This is a genomic window from Curtobacterium sp. 9128 (assembly GCF_900086645.1).
Lineage (GTDB): Bacteria > Actinomycetota > Actinomycetes > Actinomycetales > Microbacteriaceae > Curtobacterium.
This window is the reverse complement of sequence record NZ_LT576451.1, coordinates 1,290,667-1,312,618: the sequence shown is the minus strand read 5'-3', so window position 1 is coordinate 1,312,618 and position 21,952 is coordinate 1,290,667. Positions and strand designations below refer to the sequence as shown.

The following is a 21,952-nucleotide window of genomic DNA, read 5'->3' as shown; positions in this document are numbered from 1 at the left end:
GGACAAAGGAGTCTTCCGTGAAGCGCATCTCTGCAGTCATGGGCATCACCGTCGCAGTCGCGGCGAGTGCCCTCGTCCTCGCCGGTTGTTCCTCGCAGGGGGGTCGTGTCGCGTCGAGCGGCGACGACTCCGCCGGCGGGACCAGCAAGGACTCCGGGCTGACGATCGCCCTCGTCACCCACGCCGCTCCCGGCGACACGTTCTGGGACATCGTCCGCAAGGGCGCCGAGGACGCCGCCAAGAAGGACGGGGTCAAGCTCCTGTACGCGTCCGACCCGGACGGGTCGAAGCAGGCGCAGCTCGTCCAGCAGTACACCGACCAGAAGGTGGACGGCATCGCGGTCTCCCTCGCGAAGCCCGACGCTCTGAAGAGCTCGGTGCAGGCGGCGGAGAAGGCGGGCATCCCCGTCGTCTCGTTCAACTCCGGCAGCGACGCCTACTCGGCGCTCGGGATCCTCGCGCACTTCGGCCAGGACGAGTCCGTCGCCGGTGAGGCCGTCGGCAACGAGCTGAAGAAGCAGGGACTCGCCAAGCCGATCTGCGTCATCCAGGAACAGGGAAACGTCGCACTCGAAGCCCGCTGCGGCGGCATCAAGAAGGTCCTGCCGGACACCCAGACGCTCTACGTCAACGGCACGGACAACAGCGCGGTGCAGTCCACCGTCACCGCGAAGCTCCAGGCGGACAGCGACGCCGACGTCATCGTCGGCCTCGGCGCTCCGTACACCGCGGTGATCCTCAAGGCGGTGAAGGCCGCCGGCAGCGACATCAAGGTGGCGTCCTTCGACCTCAACGCGACGCTCGCGAAGAGCATCAAATCCGGCGACGTCCTGTTCACGGTGGACCAGCAGCCGTTCATGCAGGGCTACGAGTCGATCGACTCGATCGTGCTCTACAAGCAGGGCGGATTCGTGCTCGGCGGTGGCAAGCCGACCCTGACCGGACCGGCGATCGTGGACAAGTCGAACATCGGCAAGGTCCTGCAGTACGCCGAGGACGGTCTGCGATGACGGCCGCCGGCCTCGTCCCCGCCGGGGACGAGCGCCTCGCCGCCCGGAGCCCCGTCCGGAAGCTCCTCGGCCGCCCCGAGGTCGGAGCGGTCGTCGGCGCGATCGCGATGTTCGTCTTCTTCGCGATCATCGCCCCGGTCTTCGTGCAGCCCGACTCGATCTCGACCGTGCTCTACGGCTCGTCGACCATCGGGATCATGGCGGTCGGTGTCTCCCTGCTGATGATCGGCGGCGAGTTCGATCTCTCCGCCGGCGTCGCAGTGATCTCCTCGTCCCTCACCGCGAGCCTGTTCGCCTGGTACTTCTCCACGAATGTGTGGGTGGGCGTCCTGCTCGGACTGGTGTTCTCGCTCGGGGTCGGCTTCGTCAACGGGTGGATCCTCGTCCGCACGAAGCTGCCGTCCTTCATCGTCACCCTCGCGACCTTCCTGATGCTCACGGGCCTGAACCTCGCGATCACCCGCCTGGTGTCCGGATCGGTGTCGACGCTCGACATCTCCCAGCTCGACGGCTTCGGTGTCGCCGAACAGATGTTCGCGGCGGACGTCCCGGTCTTCGGCATCACGGTGAAGATCACCGTGTTCATCTGGATCGCGCTCGTGCTCATCGCCTCGTGGGTGCTCCTCCGGACCCGGGTCGGCAACTGGATCTTCGCGGTCGGCGGCGACGAGGACGCGGCGCGTGCCGTCGGCGTCCCGGTCACCAAGACGAAGATCGGCCTGTTCATGGGCGTCGGCTTCTGCGCCTGGATCGGCGGCATGCACAACCTGTTCGCGTTCAACGTCGTGCAGTCCGGTGAGGGCGTCGGAAACGAGTTCCTCTACATCATCGCCGCGGTCATCGGCGGCTGCCTGCTCACCGGCGGGTACGGCTCGGCGGTCGGCGGTGCGATCGGTGCCCTGATCTTCGGGATGGCGAACAAGGGCATCGTCTACGCGCAGTGGAACCCGGACTGGTTCAAGTTCTTCCTCGGCCTGATGCTGCTGCTCGCCACGATCATCAACCTCATCGTCAAGAAACGAGCGGAGCAGAAGTGATGCCCGAAACCGCGAACCCCACCACGCAGGTCGTCGAGGTCCCGGTCACGGAGACCTCCGAGACCGTCGCCGGCGCCCCGCACCTGATCGCCCTCCGCGACGTCGGCAAGCACTACGGCAACGTGATCGCCCTCTCCGACATCACGATGGACGTCGACGCCGGCCGCGTCACGTGCGTCCTCGGCGACAACGGCGCCGGCAAGTCGACCCTGATCAAGATCATCGCCGGGCTCCACCAGCACGACGCCGGCACGTTCTCGATCATGGGCGAGGACCGCAAGCTCTCCTCGCCCCGCGACGCCCTCGACGCCGGGATCGCCGCGGTCTACCAGGACCTGGCAGTCGTCCCGCTGATGCCGATCTGGCGCAACTTCTTCCTCGGTTCCGAACTCCGGAACAAGCTCGGGATTCTCGACGTCCCGGCGATGAAGCGGATCACCAAGCAGGAACTGCTCGACATGGGCATCGACCTGCGCGACGTCGACCAGCCGATCGGCACCCTCTCCGGTGGTGAAAAGCAGTGCGTGGCGATCGCCCGCGCCGTGTACTTCGGGGCGAAGGCGCTCATCCTCGACGAGCCGACCGCCGCCCTCGGCGTGAAGCAGTCCGGCGTCGTGCTGAAGTACATCCTCCGGGCACGTGACCGCGGGCTCGGCGTGATCTTCATCACGCACAACCCGCACCACGCCTACCCCGTCGGCGACCGCTTCCTGCTGCTCCGCCGTGGCAAGAGCATCGGCTACTTCGAGAAGAGCGGGATCACCCTCGCCGAACTGACCGGCATGATGGCCGGCGGCGCCGAACTCGAGGAACTCGCCCACGAGCTCGAGCAGGTCGGTGGGCAGACCGAGCGCATCGAGGAGATCCGGGCGGCCGAGGTCGTTCCCGGAGCCTGACCGGCCGTCGGCCGGCACCCCGAGAACCTGCACCAGACGGACGGGAGGCCCGTGGCGGCATCGCCACGGGCCTCCCGTCCGTCATCGCCACCGCCCACCGCGGCGACCTCCGGCGGTCAGTCGGTCGCGTCCTGCATCTCGTGTTCGATGTCGGTCAGCGACTTGCCGCCGGTCTCCGGCACGGCGCGCCACACGAACACGACACCGAGGACGCCGATCGCCGCGAACGCGACGAACGTCCACGCGCCGCCGATGGCGTGCACGACCGGCAGGAACGCGAGCGACACGGCCCAGTTCGCCAGCCACAGGAACACCCCGGCGACGCCCATCCCGATCCCCCGGACCGCCGAGGGAACGAGCTCGGAGATGATCAGCCAGGTCGTCGTGGCGACGGCGGATTGCTGGAATGCCAGGAACAGCACCATCACGCCGAGCGTCAGGTAGCTGAAACCGGGGCCGCGTTCGGTGAGCGGGAAGGTGCAGCCGAGCGCGACGAGCGACACGACGCCACCGAGCGAGCCGCCGATGAGCAACTTCTTGCGCGGGACCCGGTCGACGAGCCGCAGGCCGACGATCGTGGCCACCACGCTGATGACGCCGATCGCGATCGTCGCGACGACCGCGGTAGACGACGGCAGCCCAGTGTCGACGAGGAGCGTCGGCGCGAAGTAGATGACGGTGTTGACGCCCGTCGCCTGCTGCAGCACGGCGACGCCGACGGCGATGAGCACCGAGCGACGCACCCACGGCTCCCGGAAGCCGCTCCATCCCTGGCGTTCCGCGGACTGCGACTCCTGGGTCTCGCGGATCGTGCGCAGCTGCCGGTGCGCCTCACGCTCCGGGTACGTGCGGCGCAGCACCTGCAGTGCGTCGTCCGCGCGACCCCGCATCCGGTACCACGTGGGGGTGTCCGGCAGCAGGAGCATGCCGACCACCAGGACCACCGCCGGGATCGCAGCGAGACCGAGCATCCAGCGCCATGCGCCGTACTGCGCGAGCCAGGCGTTCACGAGGTACGCGAGGAGCTGCCCCGTGACGATCATCAGCGAGTTGAGCGAGACCAGGCGTCCGCGGATGTCGGCGGGTGCCATCTCCGCGATGTACAGCGGGACGATGATCGACGACACCCCGACGGCGAGCCCCAGCACGACGCGACTGACGAGCAGGACGGCGTAGTCGGGCGCGAAGGCGCACCCGACGGTCGCGACGGTGAACACGACGCCCGCCAGCACGAGCGCGAGTCGGCGGCCGACCCGGTCCGCCACCCGACCACCGGCGAGCGCGCCCACCGCGGCGCCGATGAGGAGGACACTCGTGACCATGCCCTCCTCGAACACGCTGAGCGTGAAGTCCGACGACACGTAGAGCAGGGCGCCGGAGATCACGCCGGTGTCGTACCCGAAGAGCGCACCGCCGACCGCGGCGACCGCGGCGACGACGCGGACGAACCGCTTCCGTGCCGCGGCGTCGGGCGGGAGCACGGGGATGGCGGTCGTCTCCATCCCGACCGTGTACGCGCTGCGGTCCTCTGGGGTGCGGGTGCGCGGACGGCGCGTCCGATCGGTGTTCGTGGGCAATGCGGGTCCTTCGATGCGTCGGCGGGCGGCACATCGGCGGTGATGTCCATGATCAGGTCCCGGCGGCGGGACCGTCGTCAAGCCTACGGACTCGTCTCGCGTTGTGGACGCCGAGTACGCGGCGCGAGACGGAAGGCAAGCAGGTCGGCAGAGGCGCCTCCACACGTGCGCGAGCGACGCGTAGCTCCGCCTCCAGGATTCGAACCCGGACCTAACGGCACCAAAGGCCGTCGTGCTGCCATTACACCAAGGCGGAACGCCCACGGAGGGCCCGTCCATCCTCCCATGACCGGAACGGTGGCCGTGCGCGCGGCGTTCGGCCAAGATGGAGGGATGCCGCATGAGGACGAGGTCGACCGAATCGTCGCGGCGTGGGGGCGGCAGCGCGACGACCTCGACTTCGCACCGTTGCAGGTGCTGTCGCGGGTGGACCGGCTCGCCAGGCACCTGGATCGTGCACGTCGGGCGGCGTTCGACGCGAGCGACATGGAGCCGTGGGAGTTCGACGTGCTGTCGGCACTGCGGCGTGCGGGTGCACCCTACGAGCTGAGCCCGAAGACGCTCCTGCAGCAGACCCTGGTGTCGAGCGGCACGATGACGAACCGGGTGGACCGACTGACGGCACGTGGGCTCGTGGCACGGCGGACCGACCCGAAGGACGGCCGCGGCATCCTGGTGTCGCTGACCGACGCCGGTCGGAGCGCGGTGGACTCGGCGATCGCGGATCTGCTCGGTGCGGAGCGGGCCATCCTCGCCGGGGTGTCCGACGATGAGCAAGACCAGCTCGCGGGGCTCCTCCGACGCCTCATCCTCGGGCTCGGCGACTAGACCGGACGCACCGGCGGCTCATGCCACTCGCGGGCGAGCGCGGACATGACGATCTCGTCGTGGAAACGACCGTCGTGGAAGGTGGCGTCGCGTCGCACGCCCTCCTGCTGGTACCCGGACCGTGCGTACACGGCTCGCGCGCGTTCGTTGAACGCGTGGACGCGGATCTCGATGCGGTTGAGGCCCATCTCGCGGAACCCGTGGGCCGTGATCAGCCGGACCACCTCCGTCCCGTAGCCCTGGTCGACGTGCTCGCTCCCGATCATCACGGCGAGGGTGGCGGCACGGACGGGGAGTGTCGCGCCGAAGAGCGTCACGTGGCCGACGAGGATCCCGGACGAGCGGTCGACGACGCTGAAGCCGACGGATCCGCCGCTGCCGTTGCCGCTCCAGCTGCGGAACTGCTCGGCGAGCGGTTCGGCCGGCCGGGGTCGCACGATGACCTGCTGCAGCACGGCCCACTCCGGGTCCTGCCACCAGCGCACCAGGTCGGGCAGGTCGTCGTCCTCGAGCGCGCGGAGCCGGACACGGTCCCCCTCGAGCAGCGTCCCTCCGTACCGTTGCGCGTCGGCCCCGTTCCACGTCATCCCTCGACTCTGCCAGAGCGAACGATCGCCTGGACCGGCGAGCGCCGGCGTCACGACCAATCGGCGCCGCGACTACGCTGCGGCGCATGCACGCCATCACCCTCGCCGTCGCCGACCTCGAGCGATCGGCCGCGTTCTACACCGCGCTCTTCGGCTCCGAGGGCAGCGGCATCATCGGCACCGAGTACGCCCCGACCGACACCGTCGCGGGTGGTGCGACGGCGATGTTCACGCTCGACGACGGGCTGATCGTGTCCGTTTACGGCCGGGACGACATGCGGAAGGACTCGAGCGTGGAACTCGGGACCGACCCGAGCGCCACGATCGGGCACTTCGTGGAGTCTCGCGCCGACGCGGACGCGTTCCTCGAGCGGGCACGGGCGGCTGGCGCGACGATGCTCGAGCCGCCGTACACACGCCCGTGGGGCATGTACTCCGGCTTCTTCCAGGACCCGGACGGGCATCTGTGGGAGGTTGTCGCGAACCCGGGCATGGGCGCGCCGTCCGACGCCACGCCCGAGTAACGGAGCGCTACACCCCGAGCTGCTCGGCGACCTCGAGCCAGCGCTCCTCGAGCTGCTCGATCTCGGCCTCGAGCGTCGCGAGCTTCGTCTGCAGCTCCCCTAGCCCGGCGTAGTCGGACTGGTCGTGCGCGGCGAACAGGTCGAGCACCGTCTGGCGGTCGGCACCCACGCGGGCGATGCGGCGGTCGAGGGCCGACATCTCCTTCTCCGCGGCGCGACGATCAGCACCGGACAAGCCGGACGCACCCGACGCACTGGACCCGGCCACAGGAGCAGGCGACGAGCCCGCCCCGGCCGTGTCGGGCCTCCCGGCCGTCGCGGCGGCAGCCGCTGAAGCCGTGGACCCGCCGGTGCCGGACGCCCGGAGCCGCATGTACTCGTCGACGCCGCCCGGCAGGTGCCGGAGGTGCCCGCCGAGCACGGCGTACTGCTGGTCGGTGACCCGCTCGAGGAGGTACCGGTCGTGACTCACGACCAACAGCGTGCCGGGCCAGGTGTCGAGGAGGTCCTCCATCGCGGCGAGCATGTCGGTGTCGAGGTCGTTCGTCGGCTCGTCGAGGATGAGCACGTTCGGCTCGTCGAGCAGGATGAGCATGAGCTGCAGGCGACGCTTCTGCCCGCCGCTGAGGTCGCGGACGGGTGTGGAGAGCTGCTCGGACGTGAAGCCCAGGCGCTCCAGGAGCTGTGACGGCGTCATCTCCTTGCCGTCGGCGACGTAGCTGGTCTTCTTGCGGGCGACGACCTCGCGGACACGGTCGTCCGCGTACTGCTGCAGGTCCGCGAGCTGCTGGTCGAGGACCGCGACCTGCACGGTCTTGCCCGTCTTCACCCGCCCGCTGGTGGGCTGGATGCGCCCCGAGACCAGGCCGAGGAGCGTCGACTTGCCGGCGCCGTTCGGTCCGAGGATGCCGGTCCGCTCCCCCGGTGCGATGCGCCACTCGATGCTCCGGATCGTGGGCTCCGGCGCGCCGGGGAAGGTCACGCCGGCGTCGATCAGGTCGACGACGTCCTTGCCGAGGCGCGCGGTGGCCATCTGCGACAGGGCGACGGTGTCGCGGATCGGCGGGACGTCGTCGATGAGGGCGTTCGCCGCGTCGATGCGGAACTTCGGCTTGCTCGTTCGGGCGGGGGCACCGCGGCGGAGCCACGCGAGCTCCTTGCGCGCCAGGTTCTGGCGGCGCTGCTCGCTCGCGGCGGCCTGCCGGTCACGCTCGACGCGCTGCAGGATGTAGGCCGCGTAGCCGCCCTCGAAGGGTTCGACGATGCCGTCGTGGACCTCCCACGTGTCGGTCGACACGGCGTCGAGGAACCACCGGTCGTGCGTCACGACGACGAGTCCGCCCTGGCTCGGCGACCAGCGCCGGTTGATGTGCTCGGCGAGCCACTGGATGCCCTCGACGTCGAGGTGGTTCGTGGGCTCGTCGAGGAACAGCACGTCCCAGTCGCCGACGAGCAGGCGCGCGAGGGCGACACGGCGCCGCTGTCCACCGCTGAGGTCGTCGACGGGGACGTCCCACGGGATGTCGGAGACGAGTCCGCCGATGACGTCGCGGATCTTCGGGTCGCCGGCCCACTCGTGCTCCTCGCGGTCGCCGACGACGACGGCGCCGACGGTCTGGCCCTCCGGCAGGGCGTCGCGCTGGTCGAGCACGCCGACCGTCACGCCGCCGCGGTGCGTCACACGGCCGGTGTCGGGTTCGAGGCGCTTCGCGAGCAGGCTGAGGAGCGTCGACTTGCCGTCGCCGTTCCGGCCGACGACGCCGATGCGGTCACCCTCGTCGATGCCGATGGTGACGCTGTCGAAGACGGTGCGGGTGGGGAACTCGAGATGCAGGTTCTCGGCGCCGAGGAGATGTGCCACGCGTCAAGGGTAGGTGGCGCGGGTGGGGACTCGGAACGACGGGTGCGGGTGCCGACTCGGAACGACAGGATCGCTGTCGTACGACATCGACGTTGTCGCAACCGCGCGCCCGCAACTGTTGCACGCGCGTGGGAGCGACAGGATCGTTGTCGTACGACAGCGACTTCGTCGTTCGGGGTCAGTCCGCGAGTGGCGGCGCGGGCAGTCGGCGCGGGCGGTGCGGGCGGCGCGGCGCGGGTGACGCGGGCACCGGACGGGAGGCTCGGGTCAGCTCCCCGGGGTCGGCTCGCCCTCGCCGGCGGCCTCCTTGGCACGCTTCAGGCGCGCCTTCGCCTCCCAGAACTCGATCTCGCGATCGAGGTCCGCGAGTTCCTGCTCGGTGGTGGTCACCCGCCGGTCGCCGTGCGCTGCCCGGGCGTGCCCGAGGGAGGCGTAGGAGTCCTCGTGGCGGGTGGGCTCGATGTACCGGCCGTGGTTCCGGTCGCCCGGCGCCCAGTCGTGCCCGATCGCGAACCACACGATGCTGCCGACGACCGGGACCAGCACGACGAGGATCACCCACGCGATCTTCGGCAGCCCGCGGATCTGGTCGTCGGTCTTCGTCAGGATGTCGATCAGGGCGAACACCAGCAGGACGATCGTCAGCCCGGGCAACAGCACGCTCATGTCCCGGATTCTATGGAACGCCTTGGAGCCAGCGCTACGCCCGCGTCAGAGGGACGCCACCCACTCGTCGGAGCCGTCCGTGAAGCGCTGGTGCTTCCAGATCGGCACCCGTTCCTTGACGAGGTCGATGAGCGCCCCGCACGCGGCGAACGCATGCCCGCGATGCGCGGAGGACACGGCCGCGGCGAGCGCGACGTCCCCGACGCCGAGGGACCCGACGCGGTGCAGGACGGCGATCCGGACCTCGGGGTGCTCGGCGGCGATCGTGGCCGCGACCTCGGCGATGACGTCACCGGCGCTCGGGTGCCGTTCGTAGTGCAGCGCGGTGACGCCCTTGCCGTCGTCGTGGTCGCGCACGACGCCCGCGAAGGTCACCACGGCGCCGTCCTGGTCGGTGGCGACGACGGCAGACACCTCGTCGACGGAGATCGGCCGTCCGACGACGTCCGCGAGCACCACACGATCCGTGCCGCCGGTCACGAGGTGCTCCGCGGCGCGTGTCCCTCGCCGTGCACCTGGGCGAGGACGTGGTCGAGCAACCCGTCGAGCACGGCGAGCCCGTCAGCGACACCGCCGCGTGATCCGGGGAGCGTGACGACGAACGCTCCCCCTGAGGCGATGCCGGCGACCCCGCGGCTGAGGAGCGCCGTCGGCCCGGCCCCCGCCAGTCCTCGGCGGCGGATCTCCTCGATGACGCCCGGGAGCTCGAGGTCGAGGAGCGGTGCGACAGCTTCCGGGGTGCGGTCGGTCGGGGTGACCCCGGTGCCGCCGGTGGTGATGACGACGCGCGCATCGGCGAGGAGCTCACTGGTCACGGTCTCGGCGACGGGGCCGCCGTCCGCGACGATGACCGGCTCCGGGACGGTGAACTCGCGCTCGCGGAGCCACCCGGCGATGACGGGCCCGGTGCGGTCGAGGGCGGGATCGGCGGCGGCCTGTGTCGACACGACGACCACGACCGCGCGGCCCCTCGTCGGTCCCGCTCGATTCGGCGCTGCGGTCATCGTGCGCTCCAGTCCCCTGATCGTCCGCCGTGCTTCTCGAGCACCCGGACGTCCGTGATGGTGGCCGCTCGGTCGACGGCCTTCACCATGTCGTACACGGTCAGCACGCCGACGCTCGCCCCGGTCAGGGCTTCCATCTCGACGCCCGTCCGCGAGGTGGTGCGCACCGACACCTCGACGACCACGCGGTCGTCCGCCCCGGTGATGTCGACCTGGACGCCGCCGATGGGCAGCGGGTGGCAGAGCGGGATCAGGTCGGAGGTCTTCTTCACAGCCATGATCGCCGCGATCCGGGCGGTGCCGATGACCTCGCCCTTGGGCAGCGACCCGTCGAGGATCCTGGTCACGACGTCTGGCCGGGTGACGAGGGTCGCGGTCGCGGTGGCCGAGCGGTCGGTGACGTCCTTCGCGGAGACGTCGACCATGTGCGCGCTGCCGTCTGCCCGGACGTGGGAGAGGTCGGACGAGTCGGACAGGTCGGTCATCGGATGCTCCAGACGGTGAGGGGGTCGCCGGGTTCGACGGCTGCCGTGCCGACGGGCACGTGGACCAGGTGGGTGGCGTCGGCGTAGTGGGCGAGGAGGTGCGAGCTCGGGCCGCCGACGAAGTGCACGGCCCCGTCGACCACGGTGCCGCGGCGGACCTGGTGCTTGCCGTCCGGCGAGACCGCTGACGACGCCGCGGGGAGCACCTGTGTCGGGCGGGTGTCGGGCATCCGTGCGGCACGGGCGAGGACGGGGCGCAGGAAGACCTCGAACGAGACGAGCGCCGACACCGGGTTCCCCGGGAAGGAGACGACCGGAACCGGACGCCCGGCGATCGTGACCGTGCCGAAGGCCTGCGGACCACCGGGCTGCATCGCGACCGGGGTCACGGCGAGGCCCCGGGGCTCGAGTGCCTGCCTGACGACCTCGTACGCACCGGCGCTGATCCCGCCCGTCGTCAGGACGAGGTCGGCCCAGTCCCCCACGGCGTCGTCGAGCGCGGCGAGGAACCGGGCTTCGTCGTCGGGGACGCGCACCACGCGTGACTCGGCCCCGACTTCGGCGAGCGCGGCCCGCAGCGCGATGCCGTTCGCGTCGTTGATCGCGGCCCCGCCGTCACCACCGAGTTCGGATCCCGTGGACACGACGAGCACCCTGGGGTGTCTGACGAGTTCGACCTGGTCGACACCGGCAGCGGCGAGCGCCCCGAGCACCGCGGGCGTGAGCGGCGCTCCGGCGTCGACGACGACCGCACCCGCGGCGAGGTCGGAGCCGACGGTCCGGACGAAGGTGCCGGCGGTGAGGTCGGCGGGGACCTCGACCTCGGTGAGCGCCAGTGCCGCGGGGAAGGACCCGGGCGGCGTTGCTTCGACCGGGAACACCGCGTCGGCACCGTCCGGGATCCGCGCCCCGGTCATGATCGGGGCGGCTTCCCCGGCGAGCAACGGCACCGGGACGACCCCGGCGGCGATCGGCGACACGACGCGCAGCGTCGTCCCGGCATCTCCGGACCGCACCGCGAACCCGTCCATCTGGCTGTTGTCGAACGCCGGCAGCGGACCAGGTGCGACGACGGCACGACCGAGCACGCGGTACCCGTGCCCCGCGCCGGTGTCGGCGGCGAGGTCGTCGACGAGTCGTGCCTCCTGTCCGAGCGACAGGACCGGCGCGATCAACGCTTCCACGTCGTCGCGGTGCTGACCGATCGTTCGCACGGGGGCCTCCGAATGAGTTCGATGCGGGCCCGGACGGGCGCGTGTCAGTAGCGTAACGAGCGCGCATCGCGCGCCTTGGACGATTCGGAGGACCTGTGGAGAACGACGTGACCGCGACCATCGGTGTGATCGGCGGCTCCGGCCTGTACGAGCTGTTCGCACCGGGAACCGCCGACGAGATGGACGTGGAGACGCCCTTCGGGCCGACCTCCTCCCCCGTCACCGTGGGGACGATGGCGGGCAAGCGCGTCGCGTTCCTCACCCGGCACGGCCGCGAGCACTCGGTGGCACCGCACCTGATCAACCACCGCGCGAACGTCTGGGCGCTGCGGTCCCTCGGCGTCCGCGCGATCGTGTCGTCGAGCGCCGTCGGCGGCCTGCACCCCGACTACGCCCCCGGGACCTTCGTGGTGACGGACCAGCTCATCGACCGGACCTGGGGCCGCGCCGACACGTTCTTCGAGGACCAGGTGCAGCACCTGTCGTTCGCCGACCCGTTCGACCCCGTCCTCCGTCGGGTCGCCGTCGACGCGGTCGCTGCACTGGACGTCCCGTTCCGACCGACCGGCACCTGTGTCGTCATCCAGGGGCCGCGGTTCTCGACCCGAGCCGAGTCGGTGTGGATGCGCGAGGCCGGCGGGCACACGATCAACATGACGATGACGCCGGAGGTCCCCCTGGCCGCCGAGCTCGGGATCGGCACGGTGAACCTGTCGTTCGTGACGGACGCCGACGCGGGGCTGGCGCCGAGCGAAGCCGACGCGGCGAAGAGCACCGAGGCCCCCGTGACCCACGCCCTCGTGATGGAACGCCTCGCCCGCGCGAACGAGGTCATCGTCGGCGCGATCGGGAGCATCGTCGGTTCGATCCCCGACGACTTCACACCGCGGGAACTCGTCCCGGCAGCGGCGAGCGCCACGATCATCGCGAGGACGGCATGACCCGCCTGCTCGTCACCGGCGGCGCGGGCTTCATCGGCTCCGCGATCGTCCGCCGCGCCCTGGCCGACGGCCACGAGGTGCGGGTGCTCGACTCCCTCCGCGCCGACGTGCACGGGGACCCCGCCGACGTCGTCGCCGACCACGAGCGGCGCGGCATCGCGTTCGTGCACGGCGACGTCCGCGATCGCGTGGCCCTCGACGCCGCACTCGACGGCGTCGACGTGGTGTGCCACCAGGCCGCGAAGGTCGGTCTCGGCGTCGACTTCCAGGACGCCCCTGACTACGTCTCGAGCAACGACGCGGGCACCGCCCACGTGCTCGCCGGCATGGACCGGTCCGGCATCGGCCGGCTCGTCGTCGCGAGCTCGATGGTCGTCTACGGCGAGGGCGCGTACACGACCTCCGACGGCACGCCGATGCGTCCGCCTGCTCGTCGCCGCGAGGACCTCGACGCCGGCCGCTTCGACCCGATCGGACCGGACGGCGAGCCGCTCGTCCCCGGGCTCATCGACGAGTCCGCGCCGCTCGACCCCCGCAACGTGTACGCGCAGACGAAGGTCGCGCAGGAGCACCTCGCGTCGTCGTGGGCCCGCGCCACCGGCGGCCGCGCGGTCGCGCTCCGCTACCACAACGTGTACGGACCGGGCATGCCCGCGAACACCCCCTACGCCGGTGTTGCCTCGCTGTTCCGGAGTGCCATCGCTCGCGGCGAGGCCCCTCGCGTCTTCGAGGACGGCGCTCAGCGTCGTGACTTCGTGCACGTGGACGACGTCGCCGGAGCGAACCTCGCGTCGATCGGGGCGACCGACTCCATGGACCCGGACTCGTTCCTCGCGTACAACGTCGGGTCGGGCACCGTGCACACGATCGGCGACATGGCCGCGGCGATCGCGGGGACGGCCGGGCTCACTCCCGTCGTCACCGGCGAGTACCGGCTGGGTGACGTCCGGCACGTCACGGCGTCGTCCGCGCGGATCGCGGACGAGCTCGGCTGGCGCGCCGAGGTCGACTTCGAGCGCGGCATGCGCGAGTTCGCGGACGCGCCGCTCCGCGCAGCCGTGCGCTGACGCTCCCCACCACCGGACGGGAGGCTCGTGACGGCCCCGCCACGAGCCTCCCGTCCGGTACTCGCCCACTCGCCGAGTGGTCACGACACCCCGTCCGCGTGACGCTGACTGGTCACAAGCCGTTGCCCGCGAAGCCCGGAAGCGACAGGTCATGACCGCCCGACGGAACTGAGCGGGGAGTCGTGACCACTCGACGACGGGGCGGCCCGCCCGGCCCGGCCCGGGGCCCGCGCGCCCGCGCGCCGGGCCGTTCCTGTGCGCGCACCGGACACGGGGTACGAAGGACCTGCACATCCCCAGCGACTCGCCGGTTGAGTGGTGCGCATGGCAACGTCCTCCAGTCGCAACGGCCGACCGCACCGAATGGTGGACATGAAGGTCGACGTCATCCTCCCCTGTCTCGACGAGGCCGATGCCCTGCCGACGGTCATCGGTCGTCTGCCGGACGGCTACCGCGCCATCGTGGTGGACAACGGCTCGACCGACGGCTCCGCGGACATCGCACGCGCGCTCGGAGCCCTCGTCGTCACCGAGTCCCGCCGCGGCTTCGGCAGCGCCTGCGCCGCCGGCGTCGAGGCCGCCACCGCCGAGTACGTCGCCTTCTGCGACGCCGACGCCTCGATGGACCCGGCGGAGCTCCCGCCGCTGGTCCGCCGCGTCGCGGAGGGCCGCACCGACCTGGCACTCGGCCGCCGCGTCCCGACCACCCCGGGCGCCTGGGCCCCACACGCTCGCTTCGCGAACCGCGTCCTCGCCGTGCTCATGCACCGGGCGACCGGGTACCGCCTGCGCGACCTCGGCCCGATGCGCGTGATGCGCCGCGAGGACCTCGTCGCACTCGACCTGCAGGACCGCCGGAGCGGCTACCCGCTCGAGATGGTCCTCGCCGCCCACGCCGCCGGCTGGCGCGTCGACGAGTCGGACATCGGCTACGCCCAGCGCGTCGGCGACAGCAAGGTCACCGGAACGCTCCGCGGCACGATCAACGCGGTGCGGGACATGACGCGCCTGTTGCGCGAGTACCGCCAGGAGGCCCGGACCCGCTCCGTCGCGCCGGGTCCCGTCCGCCGCACGGCCGGCTCCACCGCCCCCACCTCCTCCGCCTCCGCCTCCGCCTCCGACGTCGAGGAGGTGCGCTCATGAGCGTCACCGCGACCACCCCGATCACGGTCGTCGTGATCGCCAAGGAGTGCCTGCCCGGCCGGGTGAAGACCCGGTTGACGCCGGCGCTCTCCCCCGAGGCTGCCGCCCGGGTCGCGAGCGCGAGCCTCGACGACACGCTCCGCACCGTCGCCGCGCTGCCCGTCGAGCGGCGCGTGCTGTTCTTCGACGGCTCGGTCGTCCCGGGAGCGGCTGCCGGTTTCGACGTCCTGCACCAGCCGGGCGGCGGCCTCGACGAGCGCCTCGGCTTCCTGTTCGACACGATGACCGGCCCCACGCTGCTGGTCGGCATGGACACCCCGCAGGTCTCGGTCGACGACGTCACACCCGTGCTCGACGCCCCCGACCGCGACGCCTGGTTCGGTCCGGCGGAGGACGGCGGCTTCTGGTCCCTGTACCTCCGTGAACCGACGGGCGACCTGCTGCGCGGGGTCCCGATGTCCCAGGACGACACGGGTGCCGTACAGCTGGCACGTCTGACGGCGGCCGGGCTCGACGTCGGCATGCTCACCGAGCTGCTCGACGTGGACACGATCGACGATGCCGGTGTCGTGGCCGGACTCGCGCCGGACTCCGGGTTCGCTGCTGCCCTGCGCGCCGAGGACGGCGCACTCACCGCCGGAGGCGCCCGATGAGCGACATCACCCAGACCGCCGTCACCTTCGGCACCGGCGGCGACGAACCCTACGCACGGGCACTCCGGAGCGACGGCCGCCTCCGTCTCACCGACCCCGACCGCCCCGGCGTCGCCATCACGATGGACGTCGGACGGTGGAGTGCTGCCGCCGACCGGGTCGACCGCTCCCTGCTGGACGACGTCGACGGCCCCGTGATCGACATCGGCTGCGGCCCCGGGCGGATGCTCGTCGCGGCGCGCACGCTCGGCATCCCCGCACTCGGGGTCGACGTCTCCGCCGAGGCCGTCGCGATCGCGCAGCGCTCCGGCGGCCGGGCGATCCAGGGCTCCGTGTTCGACCCCGTCCCCGACGAGGGACGCTGGGACACCGCGCTCGTCCTCGACGGCAACATCGGCATCGGGGGCGACCCCGCCGCACTCCTCGCGCGCTGTCGCGACATCGTCAGGGCCGGCGGTCGCGTCGTCGTCGAGACGCACACGGACCCGACCGCCGACCGCACCTACCGGGCCCGCGTGGTGGACACCGACGGCCACGAGAGCGCCGAGTTCCCGTGGGCCGAGGTCGGCCTCGACGCCCTGCACCGGCACGCCGCTGACGCCGGGCTCGTCGCCCGACAGAGCTGGACGGTTGCCGGTCGGAGCTTCTGCGAGCTCGTCGCCTGAGACCCGCTCTTCTTTTGCATTCTGCAAGACAAGGGCGTAGTGTCATCCCCGTAAGCCGACGGCGTCAGGTTCGTCGGCAGCGGCGTTCCCGATGCTGCCAATCACACATCGAGGAGACCACCATGACGAACAGCACCTTCCCGTTCGGCGGCACCTTCGTGTCCGGACTCGGCGAGCGCGACGAGCTCGGCAGCTACACGGGCACGACCGCCCGCACCCACCAGACGGTGGGCACCTACACGGGCGTGCCCACCGGCAGCCGGCTCGGGCGCTTCGTGGACACACAGTCCGCACGCCTCGGCACGTCGACGTCATCGAACCGCACCGTCACCGGTTCGTTCCGCACCGCGACGGGTTCGTTCCGGACGGCATGAGCGCGCACGGCGCACACTGACCGCGAGCGGTCGCCCCTCTCCCGGGTTTCCCCCCTTTCACCCGGGCCGGGGCGGCCGCTCGCTCACGTCGTGGCGGACGGGAGGCTCGTGGCGGGCCCGCCACGAGCCTCCCGTCCGCCTGTCCGGCGCGCACCGCGCGCCGCACCTGAGCGCGCCGCTCGCGGCGATGCCAGGATGGGGGCATGAACGACCGCGCCGGTACCCCAGCGACCGCAGACGACCTCGTCGACCTCGACGCCCTCATCGCCGCGTACTACGAGCGCGTCCCGGACGTCTCGATCGCCGAGCAGAAGGTGGTGTTCGGCACCTCGGGGCACCGCGGCTCCTCACTCGACACCGCGTTCAACGACACCCACATCGCCGCCATCACGCAGGCGATCGTCGAGTACCGGCAGTCGCAGGGCACCGACGGCCCGCTCTTCATCGGCCGCGACACCCACGCGCTCTCCGGCCCGGCCGAACGCACCGCGCTCGAGGTCCTCGCCGCGAACGACGTGCACGTCCTCGCGGACAGCGAGAACGGCTACGTGCCGACGCCGGCGCTCAGCCACGCGATCATCCGCTACAACCGCGCGGGCAACCCGGACACCGCTGACGGCATCGTCATCACGCCGAGCCACAACCCGCCCCGCGACGGCGGCTTCAAGTACAACCCCCCGCACGGCGGTCCCGCGGACAGCGACGCCACGTCGTGGATCGCGAACCGCGCGAACGCGATCATCGAGGGCGGCAACGCCGAGGTCAAGCGCACCGAGCACGCGACGCCCGACCGCTACGACTTCCTGCACACCTACGTCGCGGACCTCGAGAACATCATCGACATCCCGGCGATCAAGCGAGCCGGCGTGAAGATCGGCGCCGATCCGCTCGGCGGCGCGTCGCTGCCGTACTGGAACGCGATCCGCGACCACTACGGCCTCGACCTCACCGTCGTGAACCCCGACGTCGACCCGACCTGGTCGTTCATGACGCTCGACTGGGACGGCAAGATCCGGATGGACCCGTCGAGCCCGTCCGCGATGGCATCGGTCCTCGCGCACAAGGACGAGTTCGACGTGCTGACCGGCAACGACGCGGACTCCGACCGGCACGGCATCGTCACGCCCGACGGCGGGCTGATGAACCCGAACCACTACCTCGCCGTCGCGATCGAGTACCTCTACGCGCACCGTCCGGCCTGGCGCGAGGACGCGGCGATCGGCAAGACCCTGGTCTCGTCGAGCATCATCGACCGCGTCGCGGAGTCCCTCGGCCGTCGCCTGTGGGAGGTCCCGGTCGGCTTCAAGTGGTTCGTCCCCGGCCTGATCGACGGCTCGGTGGCCTTCGGTGGCGAGGAGTCGGCCGGCGCCTCGTTCCTCCGCACCGACGGCACCGCGTGGACGACGGACAAGGACGGCATCATCCTGGCGCTCCTGGCGTCGGAGATCGTCGCGGTCACGGGCAAGACCCCCTCGCAGCTCTACGCCGAGCTGACCGACCGCTTCGGCGCACCGGTCTACCAGCGGGTCGACGCGGCAGCCAGCAAGGAGCAGAAGGCACGGCTGTCGAAGCTCGACGGCGACGCCATCACCGCCGAGACCCTGGCGGGCGACCCGATCACCGCGAAGCTCTCGAAGGCACCGGGGAACGACGCGGCGGTCGGTGGCGTCAAGGTCGTCACGGACAAGGCGTGGTTCGCCGCGCGTCCGTCAGGAACCGAGGACGTCTACAAGATCTACGCCGAGAGCTTCGTCTCCCCGGAGCACCTGGAGCAGGTGCAGCGCGAGGCGAAGGAGATCGTCGACGCCGCCCTGGGCGCGTAGCGGTAGCGCTCGAGACACCGCACGCTCCCCGAGACGCCGCCGGATCCGGCGGCGTCTCGGCAGTTCGGGGGCGTCTCAGCAGTTCGGCGGCGTGTCGGTCAGCACGCGCTGGTACCGCAGCCAGTCCTCGCAGAGCCGGGTCCACTGGGACGTGTGCGGTTCGCGCACGGCGGTGCCGAGTCCGTGCCGGCCGTGCGGGAACACGTGCACCTCGACGTCCACCTCACTCCGGACCAGCGCGTCCGCGTAGGACAGCGCGTTCGACGCGCGCACGATCCGGTCATCCGCCGTCGTCCAGACGAACGTCGGCGGCGTGCGCTCGTCGACCCGCGTCTCCATCGAGAGCTCGCGGCGCGTCCGCCACGGCGGGTCATCGCCGAGGAGCCCGAGCATCGGACGCGGCCGCGTCGGGTGCTCCATCGAGATCACCGGGTAGTTCAGGACGCAGAACGCCGGCCGGTCGGCAGCGGGGTCGTCGATGCCGTTCGCGAGCGAGGCCGCCAGGTGCCCGCCGGCGCTCGACCCGACGACGCCGATGCGCTCCGTGTCGATGTCGAGTCCGGTGTCCGCGCCGGCCCGTCCCGAGCGGAGCCACGTGAACACCGCGCGGGTCGCGTCGATCGGGGCCGGGTGCAACGGGCCGACGGTCTCTGGTGTGCGGAGCGGGTAGCGGAACAGGAACGCGTGCAGGCCGATGCCGGCGTACCAGTCCGCCATCGGTTCGGAACTCGCCCGCCCGTGTTCCTCGTAGCCGCCACCCGGGAGGACGATCACGGCCGGACGGGAACCGCCGACGGAGGTCGGGCGTACCGTGATGCCGTCGGGCGTGCTCATGGGGGCGACCTTACTGTTCGTCCCGCGGAACGCTGCCGATCCACACAGGAAGCCGCACCTGCGTGACCGCATCGCTTGCGGCAGTTGTAACTTTGCAGACAGCGCAAAATTCTTGTCATCGGCGCTTCGGTACCCGGGAGACCCTGCACATGACCCAGACGGCGACCGCTCCAGCGGGACCCACCACGGCATCCAACGTCGTGATGAACCACCGGCAGATCCTGCTGGTGATCTACGGCCTGATGGCCGGTATGTTCCTCGGCGCCCTCGACCAGACGATCGTCGGCACCGCCATCCGCACCATCGGCGACGACCTGCACGGGCTCGACCAGCAGGCCTGGGTCACGACGGGGTACCTGATCGCCTCGACGATCACGACGCCGATCTACGGCAAGCTCTCCGACATCTTCGGGCGGCGTCCGCTGTTCCTCACCGCGATCGGCATCTTCATCGTCGGGTCCTTCGCCGCGTCGTTCTCGACCTCGATGCTCATGCTCGCCGGGTTCCGCGCGCTGCAGGGCCTCGGCGCCGGAGGTCTGATGTCGCTGCCGCTCGCGATCATGGGCGACATGCTCGCCCCCCGCGAGCGCGCCAAGTACCAGGGCTACTTCCTCGCGGTGTTCGGCATCTCGAGCGTCATCGGGCCGCTCGTCGGTGGCCTCTTCGCCGGCGCGAGCGAGATCGTGTTCATCGCCGGCTGGCGCTGGGTCTTCCTGATCAACGTGCCGATCGGCATCATCGCGCTGATCATGGTGCTGACGTTCCTGCACCTGCCGAAGGTCGGCGAGCGGAAGGCCAAGCCGCGCATCGACTGGTGGGGTGCCGCGCTCGTCATCGTGACGCTCGTGCCGCTGCTGCTCGTCGCCGAGCAGGGCCGCACCTGGGGCTGGAGCTCGGCCGGTTCGATCGCCTGCTACGTGACCGGCGCCGTCGGACTCATCGCGTTCATCCTGGTCGAGCGCGCCATGAAGGACGACGCGATCCTGCCGCTCAAGCTCTTCGGCTCGCGGGTGTTCTCGATGTCCGCGATCCTGTCCGTGCTCGTCGGCTTCGGGATGTTCGGCGCGATGCTGACGATCCCGCTGTACCTGCAGATCGTGAAGGGCGTCACCCCGACCGAGTCCGGCTTCGCGATGCTGCCGATGGTCCTCGGCCTGATGATCGCGTCGATCGCCTCGGGTCAGATCATCTCCAGGACCGGCAACTACCAGGTCTTCCCGATCACCGGGACGGCGTTCACCGCGATCGGGTTCACCGTCCTGACGTTCCTCACCGCCGACCGCCCGCTGTGGTTCCTGATGCTCGGCATGTTCGGCATCGGCCTCGGGCTCGGGCAGCTCATGCAGACGCTGACCCTGGCCGCGCAGAACTCGGTGTCCCCTCGGGACATCGGTGTCGCCACCAGCGCCGCGACCTTCTTCCGCCAGATCGGCGGCACGATGGGCACCGCAGTGCTCCTCTCCGTGCTGTTCACCCTGATGCCGACGAACATCACGACGGCGATGCAGGACAAGTCCGACCTCACGAGCGCCCTGAACGCCGCCCTCACCCCGTCCGTGGCGAACGCCAAGGACAACAAGGGCGTGATGGACCAGATCTGGACGCCGATCACCGACCCGGTGAAGCAGAACGTGCAGGACGGCCTGAACAAGGGCGCCGTGCAGGCGAAGGAAGCCGCCGACGCCGCCGTCACGAAGCAGGTCACCGCGGGCGTCCAACAGCAGGTCGCCGCCGGTGCGCTCCCCGCCGCACAGGCGCAGTCGGTTATCGACGAGCAGGTCGCGGCCGCGAAGCCGGACGCCGAACAGCAGGCGCTCGAGACCGCTGCGTCGAAGGCCCAGGCCGACGTCGTCGACGGCACGCTGCAGGTCGACTACTCGAACGCGTCGCAGCGGAAGAACGTCGTCGACGAGGTCGCCCCGACGCTCATCGAGCAGCTCAAGAGCGGCAACTCGAAGGCCGACTCCTCGACGAGCTCCGCGACGAGCGACACCTCCTTCCTCAACGGTGCCGACAAGCGGCTGACCCGGCCGTTCCTCGTCGGGTTCAGCAGCTCGGCCGTCACGGTGTACTACGTCGGCCTCGGTGTGATCCTCATCGCGTTCGTCCTGACGTGGTTCTTCCGGGTGCCGCCGCTCCGGAAGACGTCGGCGCTGCAGGAGCAGGCGGACACCGCCCGGGCCGCAGCTGCGGGCAACGACCCCGATCGCCACGCCGTCGACGCGCAGGGCGCCGCGACGAACACCGGATCGCTCGTGTCCCCCGACTCCGGGCGGATGGGGATCGTCCCCACCTCACCCGACGTCCCGGCGCAGCCGCGCTCGGCCCGGTCCACCGGGACGTCCGACGTGTCGGTGCTGCCGGACGACGTGTCGACCGACGGCACCCGCGCCCCGCTGCCGGACGCGCCGACGCACGGCGCGCACTCGGCCGCTGCGCCGGTGGACGAGCCCGCCACGACCACCGGTGCCATCCGCACCCGCCGTGCCGCGCACGCTGCACCCGTGGAGGCCGAGGCCCCGACGGACGGGACGGACGCGCACGACGCGAGCCGGGCCTCCCGTCCGGCCGACGGCGACCACGCGCACGGCCGGCACTCGGCCGAGTAGCCGCGCCGGGGGTCGCCGCGCCGCCCCGCGTGCCGACCCCGAACGACGAAGTCGCTGTCGTACGACAGCGACTTCGTCGTTCCCACGCGTCTGCAACAGTTGCGCGCGCTCGGCAGCGACAGAACCGTTGTCGTACGACAGCGATCCTGTCGTT

22 protein-coding genes and 1 tRNA gene are annotated in these 21,952 nt (G+C 71.1%); 13 read left to right on the top strand and 10 right to left on the bottom strand.

Annotated elements, in window-relative coordinates; translation table 11 throughout:
- Positions 1–17 precede the first annotated feature (17 nt).
- Genes QK288_RS06470 through QK288_RS06460 form a run of 3 tightly spaced genes read left to right on the top strand, consistent with a single transcriptional unit; the run spans position 18 to position 2,943 of the window.
- Complete coding sequence (locus QK288_RS06470) at positions 18–1,010, top strand: substrate-binding domain-containing protein (RefSeq protein WP_281266985.1); 993 nt, start codon at positions 18–20, stop codon at positions 1,008–1,010.
- The gene (locus QK288_RS06465) at positions 1,007–2,047 is read left to right on the top strand and encodes an ABC transporter permease (protein WP_281266984.1); all 1,041 of its coding nucleotides are present in this window, start codon (positions 1,007–1,009) and stop codon (positions 2,045–2,047) included. Before QK288_RS06470 ends, QK288_RS06465 begins: the two co-directional genes overlap by 4 nt.
- Positions 2,047–2,943: an ATP-binding cassette domain-containing protein gene (locus QK288_RS06460; RefSeq protein ID WP_281266983.1), complete on the top strand. Its 897-nt coding sequence runs from the start codon at positions 2,047–2,049 to the stop codon at positions 2,941–2,943. Before QK288_RS06465 ends, QK288_RS06460 begins: the two co-directional genes overlap by 1 nt.
- A 116-nt stretch (positions 2,944–3,059) precedes the next feature.
- Here QK288_RS06460 and QK288_RS06455 read toward each other — a convergent pair whose 3' ends face one another.
- Both QK288_RS06455 and QK288_RS06450 read right to left on the bottom strand, forming a co-directional pair.
- Complete coding sequence (locus QK288_RS06455; protein ID WP_281266982.1) at positions 3,060–4,520, bottom strand: sugar porter family MFS transporter; 1,461 nt, start codon at positions 4,518–4,520, stop codon at positions 3,060–3,062.
- Positions 4,521–4,704: 184 nt separating this feature from the next.
- Positions 4,705–4,776 (bottom strand) — tRNA-Gln (locus QK288_RS06450).
- Between the two features lie 77 nt (positions 4,777–4,853).
- Here QK288_RS06450 and QK288_RS06445 point away from each other — a divergent pair.
- Positions 4,854–5,348, top strand: coding sequence for a MarR family transcriptional regulator (locus tag QK288_RS06445; protein WP_281266981.1), 495 nt, complete (start codon positions 4,854–4,856; stop codon positions 5,346–5,348).
- Here QK288_RS06445 and QK288_RS06440 read toward each other — a convergent pair.
- Positions 5,345–5,935 carry a GNAT family protein gene (locus QK288_RS06440; RefSeq protein ID WP_281266980.1) on the bottom strand — a complete coding sequence of 197 codons (591 nt, stop codon included), beginning with the start codon at positions 5,933–5,935 and terminating at the stop codon, positions 5,345–5,347. The two genes, QK288_RS06445 and QK288_RS06440, sit on opposite strands and share 4 nt — an antisense overlap.
- A gap of 86 nt (positions 5,936–6,021) precedes the next feature.
- On the opposite strand from QK288_RS06440, the gene QK288_RS06435 reads away from it, so the two are divergent.
- The gene (locus tag QK288_RS06435; protein ID WP_281266979.1) at positions 6,022–6,459 is read left to right on the top strand and encodes a VOC family protein; all 438 of its coding nucleotides are present in this window, start codon (positions 6,022–6,024) and stop codon (positions 6,457–6,459) included.
- Between the two features lie 7 nt (positions 6,460–6,466).
- Here the strand turns inward: QK288_RS06435 and QK288_RS06430 are convergent, their stop codons facing one another.
- From QK288_RS06430 to glp, 6 genes are all read right to left on the bottom strand, one after another.
- Positions 6,467–8,320: an ABC-F family ATP-binding cassette domain-containing protein gene (locus QK288_RS06430; RefSeq protein ID WP_281266978.1), complete on the bottom strand. Its 1,854-nt coding sequence runs from the start codon at positions 8,318–8,320 to the stop codon at positions 6,467–6,469.
- Positions 8,321–8,587: 267 nt separating this feature from the next.
- On the bottom strand, positions 8,588–8,986 hold the full coding sequence (locus tag QK288_RS06425; RefSeq protein ID WP_281266977.1) for a PLDc N-terminal domain-containing protein: 399 nt from the start codon (positions 8,984–8,986) through the stop codon (positions 8,588–8,590).
- A gap of 45 nt (positions 8,987–9,031) precedes the next feature.
- Complete coding sequence (locus tag QK288_RS06420; protein ID WP_281266976.1) at positions 9,032–9,466, bottom strand: molybdenum cofactor biosynthesis protein MoaE; 435 nt, start codon at positions 9,464–9,466, stop codon at positions 9,032–9,034.
- Positions 9,463–9,990 carry a molybdopterin-binding protein gene (locus QK288_RS06415; RefSeq protein ID WP_281266975.1) on the bottom strand — a complete coding sequence of 176 codons (528 nt, stop codon included), beginning with the start codon at positions 9,988–9,990 and terminating at the stop codon, positions 9,463–9,465. The genes QK288_RS06420 and QK288_RS06415 overlap by 4 nt, the downstream gene beginning before the upstream one ends.
- The gene (gene moaC, locus QK288_RS06410; RefSeq protein ID WP_281266974.1) at positions 9,987–10,475 is read right to left on the bottom strand and encodes a cyclic pyranopterin monophosphate synthase MoaC; all 489 of its coding nucleotides are present in this window, start codon (positions 10,473–10,475) and stop codon (positions 9,987–9,989) included. Before moaC ends, QK288_RS06415 begins: the two co-directional genes overlap by 4 nt.
- Entirely contained in the window at positions 10,472–11,689 is a 1,218-nt protein-coding gene (gene glp, locus QK288_RS06405; RefSeq protein ID WP_281266973.1) for a gephyrin-like molybdotransferase Glp, read from the bottom strand. Before glp ends, moaC begins: the two co-directional genes overlap by 4 nt.
- Before the next feature lie 107 nt (positions 11,690–11,796).
- On the opposite strand from glp, the gene QK288_RS06400 reads away from it, so the two are divergent.
- From QK288_RS06400 to pgm, 7 genes are all read left to right on the top strand, one after another.
- The gene (locus tag QK288_RS06400; protein ID WP_281266972.1) at positions 11,797–12,630 is read left to right on the top strand and encodes an MTAP family purine nucleoside phosphorylase; all 834 of its coding nucleotides are present in this window, start codon (positions 11,797–11,799) and stop codon (positions 12,628–12,630) included.
- A complete protein-coding gene (locus QK288_RS06395; RefSeq protein WP_281266971.1) occupies positions 12,627–13,697 on the top strand; it encodes an NAD-dependent epimerase/dehydratase family protein in 1,071 nt (356 codons plus the stop codon). The genes QK288_RS06400 and QK288_RS06395 overlap by 4 nt, the downstream gene beginning before the upstream one ends.
- Before the next feature lie 324 nt (positions 13,698–14,021).
- A complete protein-coding gene (locus QK288_RS06390; protein ID WP_348639038.1) occupies positions 14,022–14,840 on the top strand; it encodes a glycosyltransferase family 2 protein in 819 nt (272 codons plus the stop codon).
- On the top strand, positions 14,837–15,493 hold the full coding sequence (locus QK288_RS06385; protein ID WP_281266970.1) for a DUF2064 domain-containing protein: 657 nt from the start codon (positions 14,837–14,839) through the stop codon (positions 15,491–15,493). The genes QK288_RS06390 and QK288_RS06385 overlap by 4 nt, the downstream gene beginning before the upstream one ends.
- Entirely contained in the window at positions 15,490–16,158 is a 669-nt protein-coding gene (locus tag QK288_RS06380; RefSeq protein WP_281266969.1) for a methyltransferase domain-containing protein, read from the top strand. The genes QK288_RS06385 and QK288_RS06380 overlap by 4 nt, the downstream gene beginning before the upstream one ends.
- Positions 16,159–16,280: 122 nt before the next feature.
- Positions 16,281–16,532, top strand: a complete 252-nt coding sequence (locus QK288_RS06375; RefSeq protein WP_281266968.1) for a hypothetical protein — start codon at positions 16,281–16,283, stop codon at positions 16,530–16,532.
- A 203-nt stretch (positions 16,533–16,735) separates the two neighbouring features.
- A complete protein-coding gene (gene pgm, locus QK288_RS06370; protein WP_281266967.1) occupies positions 16,736–18,355 on the top strand; it encodes a phosphoglucomutase (alpha-D-glucose-1,6-bisphosphate-dependent) in 1,620 nt (539 codons plus the stop codon).
- A 75-nt stretch (positions 18,356–18,430) separates the two neighbouring features.
- Here the strand turns inward: pgm and QK288_RS06365 are convergent, their stop codons facing one another.
- Complete coding sequence (locus tag QK288_RS06365; RefSeq protein ID WP_281266966.1) at positions 18,431–19,189, bottom strand: alpha/beta hydrolase; 759 nt, start codon at positions 19,187–19,189, stop codon at positions 18,431–18,433.
- Between the two features lie 149 nt (positions 19,190–19,338).
- On the opposite strand from QK288_RS06365, the gene QK288_RS06360 reads away from it, so the two are divergent.
- Positions 19,339–21,798, top strand: coding sequence for an MDR family MFS transporter (locus QK288_RS06360; protein ID WP_281266965.1), 2,460 nt, complete (start codon positions 19,339–19,341; stop codon positions 21,796–21,798).
- Positions 21,799–21,952: the final 154 nt, after the last annotated feature.

What these genes read in the sequence shown, in the direction of transcription:
- moaC (WP_281266974.1), bottom strand. Translation starts at nt 10,475, where the DNA reads ATGACCGACCTGTCCGACTCGTCCGACCTCTCCCACGTCCGGGCAGAC.
- QK288_RS06375 (WP_281266968.1), top strand. Translation starts at nt 16,281, where the DNA reads ATGACGAACAGCACCTTCCCGTTCGGCGGCACCTTCGTGTCCGGACTC.
- QK288_RS06415 (WP_281266975.1), bottom strand. Translation starts at nt 9,990, where the DNA reads ATGACCGCAGCGCCGAATCGAGCGGGACCGACGAGGGGCCGCGCGGTC.
- QK288_RS06425 (WP_281266977.1), bottom strand. Translation starts at nt 8,986, where the DNA reads ATGAGCGTGCTGTTGCCCGGGCTGACGATCGTCCTGCTGGTGTTCGCC.
- QK288_RS06460 (WP_281266983.1), top strand. Translation starts at nt 2,047, where the DNA reads ATGCCCGAAACCGCGAACCCCACCACGCAGGTCGTCGAGGTCCCGGTC.
- QK288_RS06465 (WP_281266984.1), top strand. Translation starts at nt 1,007, where the DNA reads ATGACGGCCGCCGGCCTCGTCCCCGCCGGGGACGAGCGCCTCGCCGCC.
- QK288_RS06435 (WP_281266979.1), top strand. Translation starts at nt 6,022, where the DNA reads ATGCACGCCATCACCCTCGCCGTCGCCGACCTCGAGCGATCGGCCGCG.
- QK288_RS06440 (WP_281266980.1), bottom strand. Translation starts at nt 5,935, where the DNA reads ATGACGTGGAACGGGGCCGACGCGCAACGGTACGGAGGGACGCTGCTC.
- QK288_RS06445 (WP_281266981.1), top strand. Translation starts at nt 4,854, where the DNA reads ATGCCGCATGAGGACGAGGTCGACCGAATCGTCGCGGCGTGGGGGCGG.
- QK288_RS06395 (WP_281266971.1), top strand. Translation starts at nt 12,627, where the DNA reads ATGACCCGCCTGCTCGTCACCGGCGGCGCGGGCTTCATCGGCTCCGCG.
- QK288_RS06360 (WP_281266965.1), top strand. Translation starts at nt 19,339, where the DNA reads ATGACCCAGACGGCGACCGCTCCAGCGGGACCCACCACGGCATCCAAC.
- QK288_RS06390 (WP_348639038.1), top strand. Translation starts at nt 14,022, where the DNA reads ATGGCAACGTCCTCCAGTCGCAACGGCCGACCGCACCGAATGGTGGAC.
- QK288_RS06380 (WP_281266969.1), top strand. Translation starts at nt 15,490, where the DNA reads ATGAGCGACATCACCCAGACCGCCGTCACCTTCGGCACCGGCGGCGAC.
- pgm (WP_281266967.1), top strand. Translation starts at nt 16,736, where the DNA reads ATGAACGACCGCGCCGGTACCCCAGCGACCGCAGACGACCTCGTCGAC.
- QK288_RS06385 (WP_281266970.1), top strand. Translation starts at nt 14,837, where the DNA reads ATGAGCGTCACCGCGACCACCCCGATCACGGTCGTCGTGATCGCCAAG.
- QK288_RS06365 (WP_281266966.1), bottom strand. Translation starts at nt 19,189, where the DNA reads ATGAGCACGCCCGACGGCATCACGGTACGCCCGACCTCCGTCGGCGGT.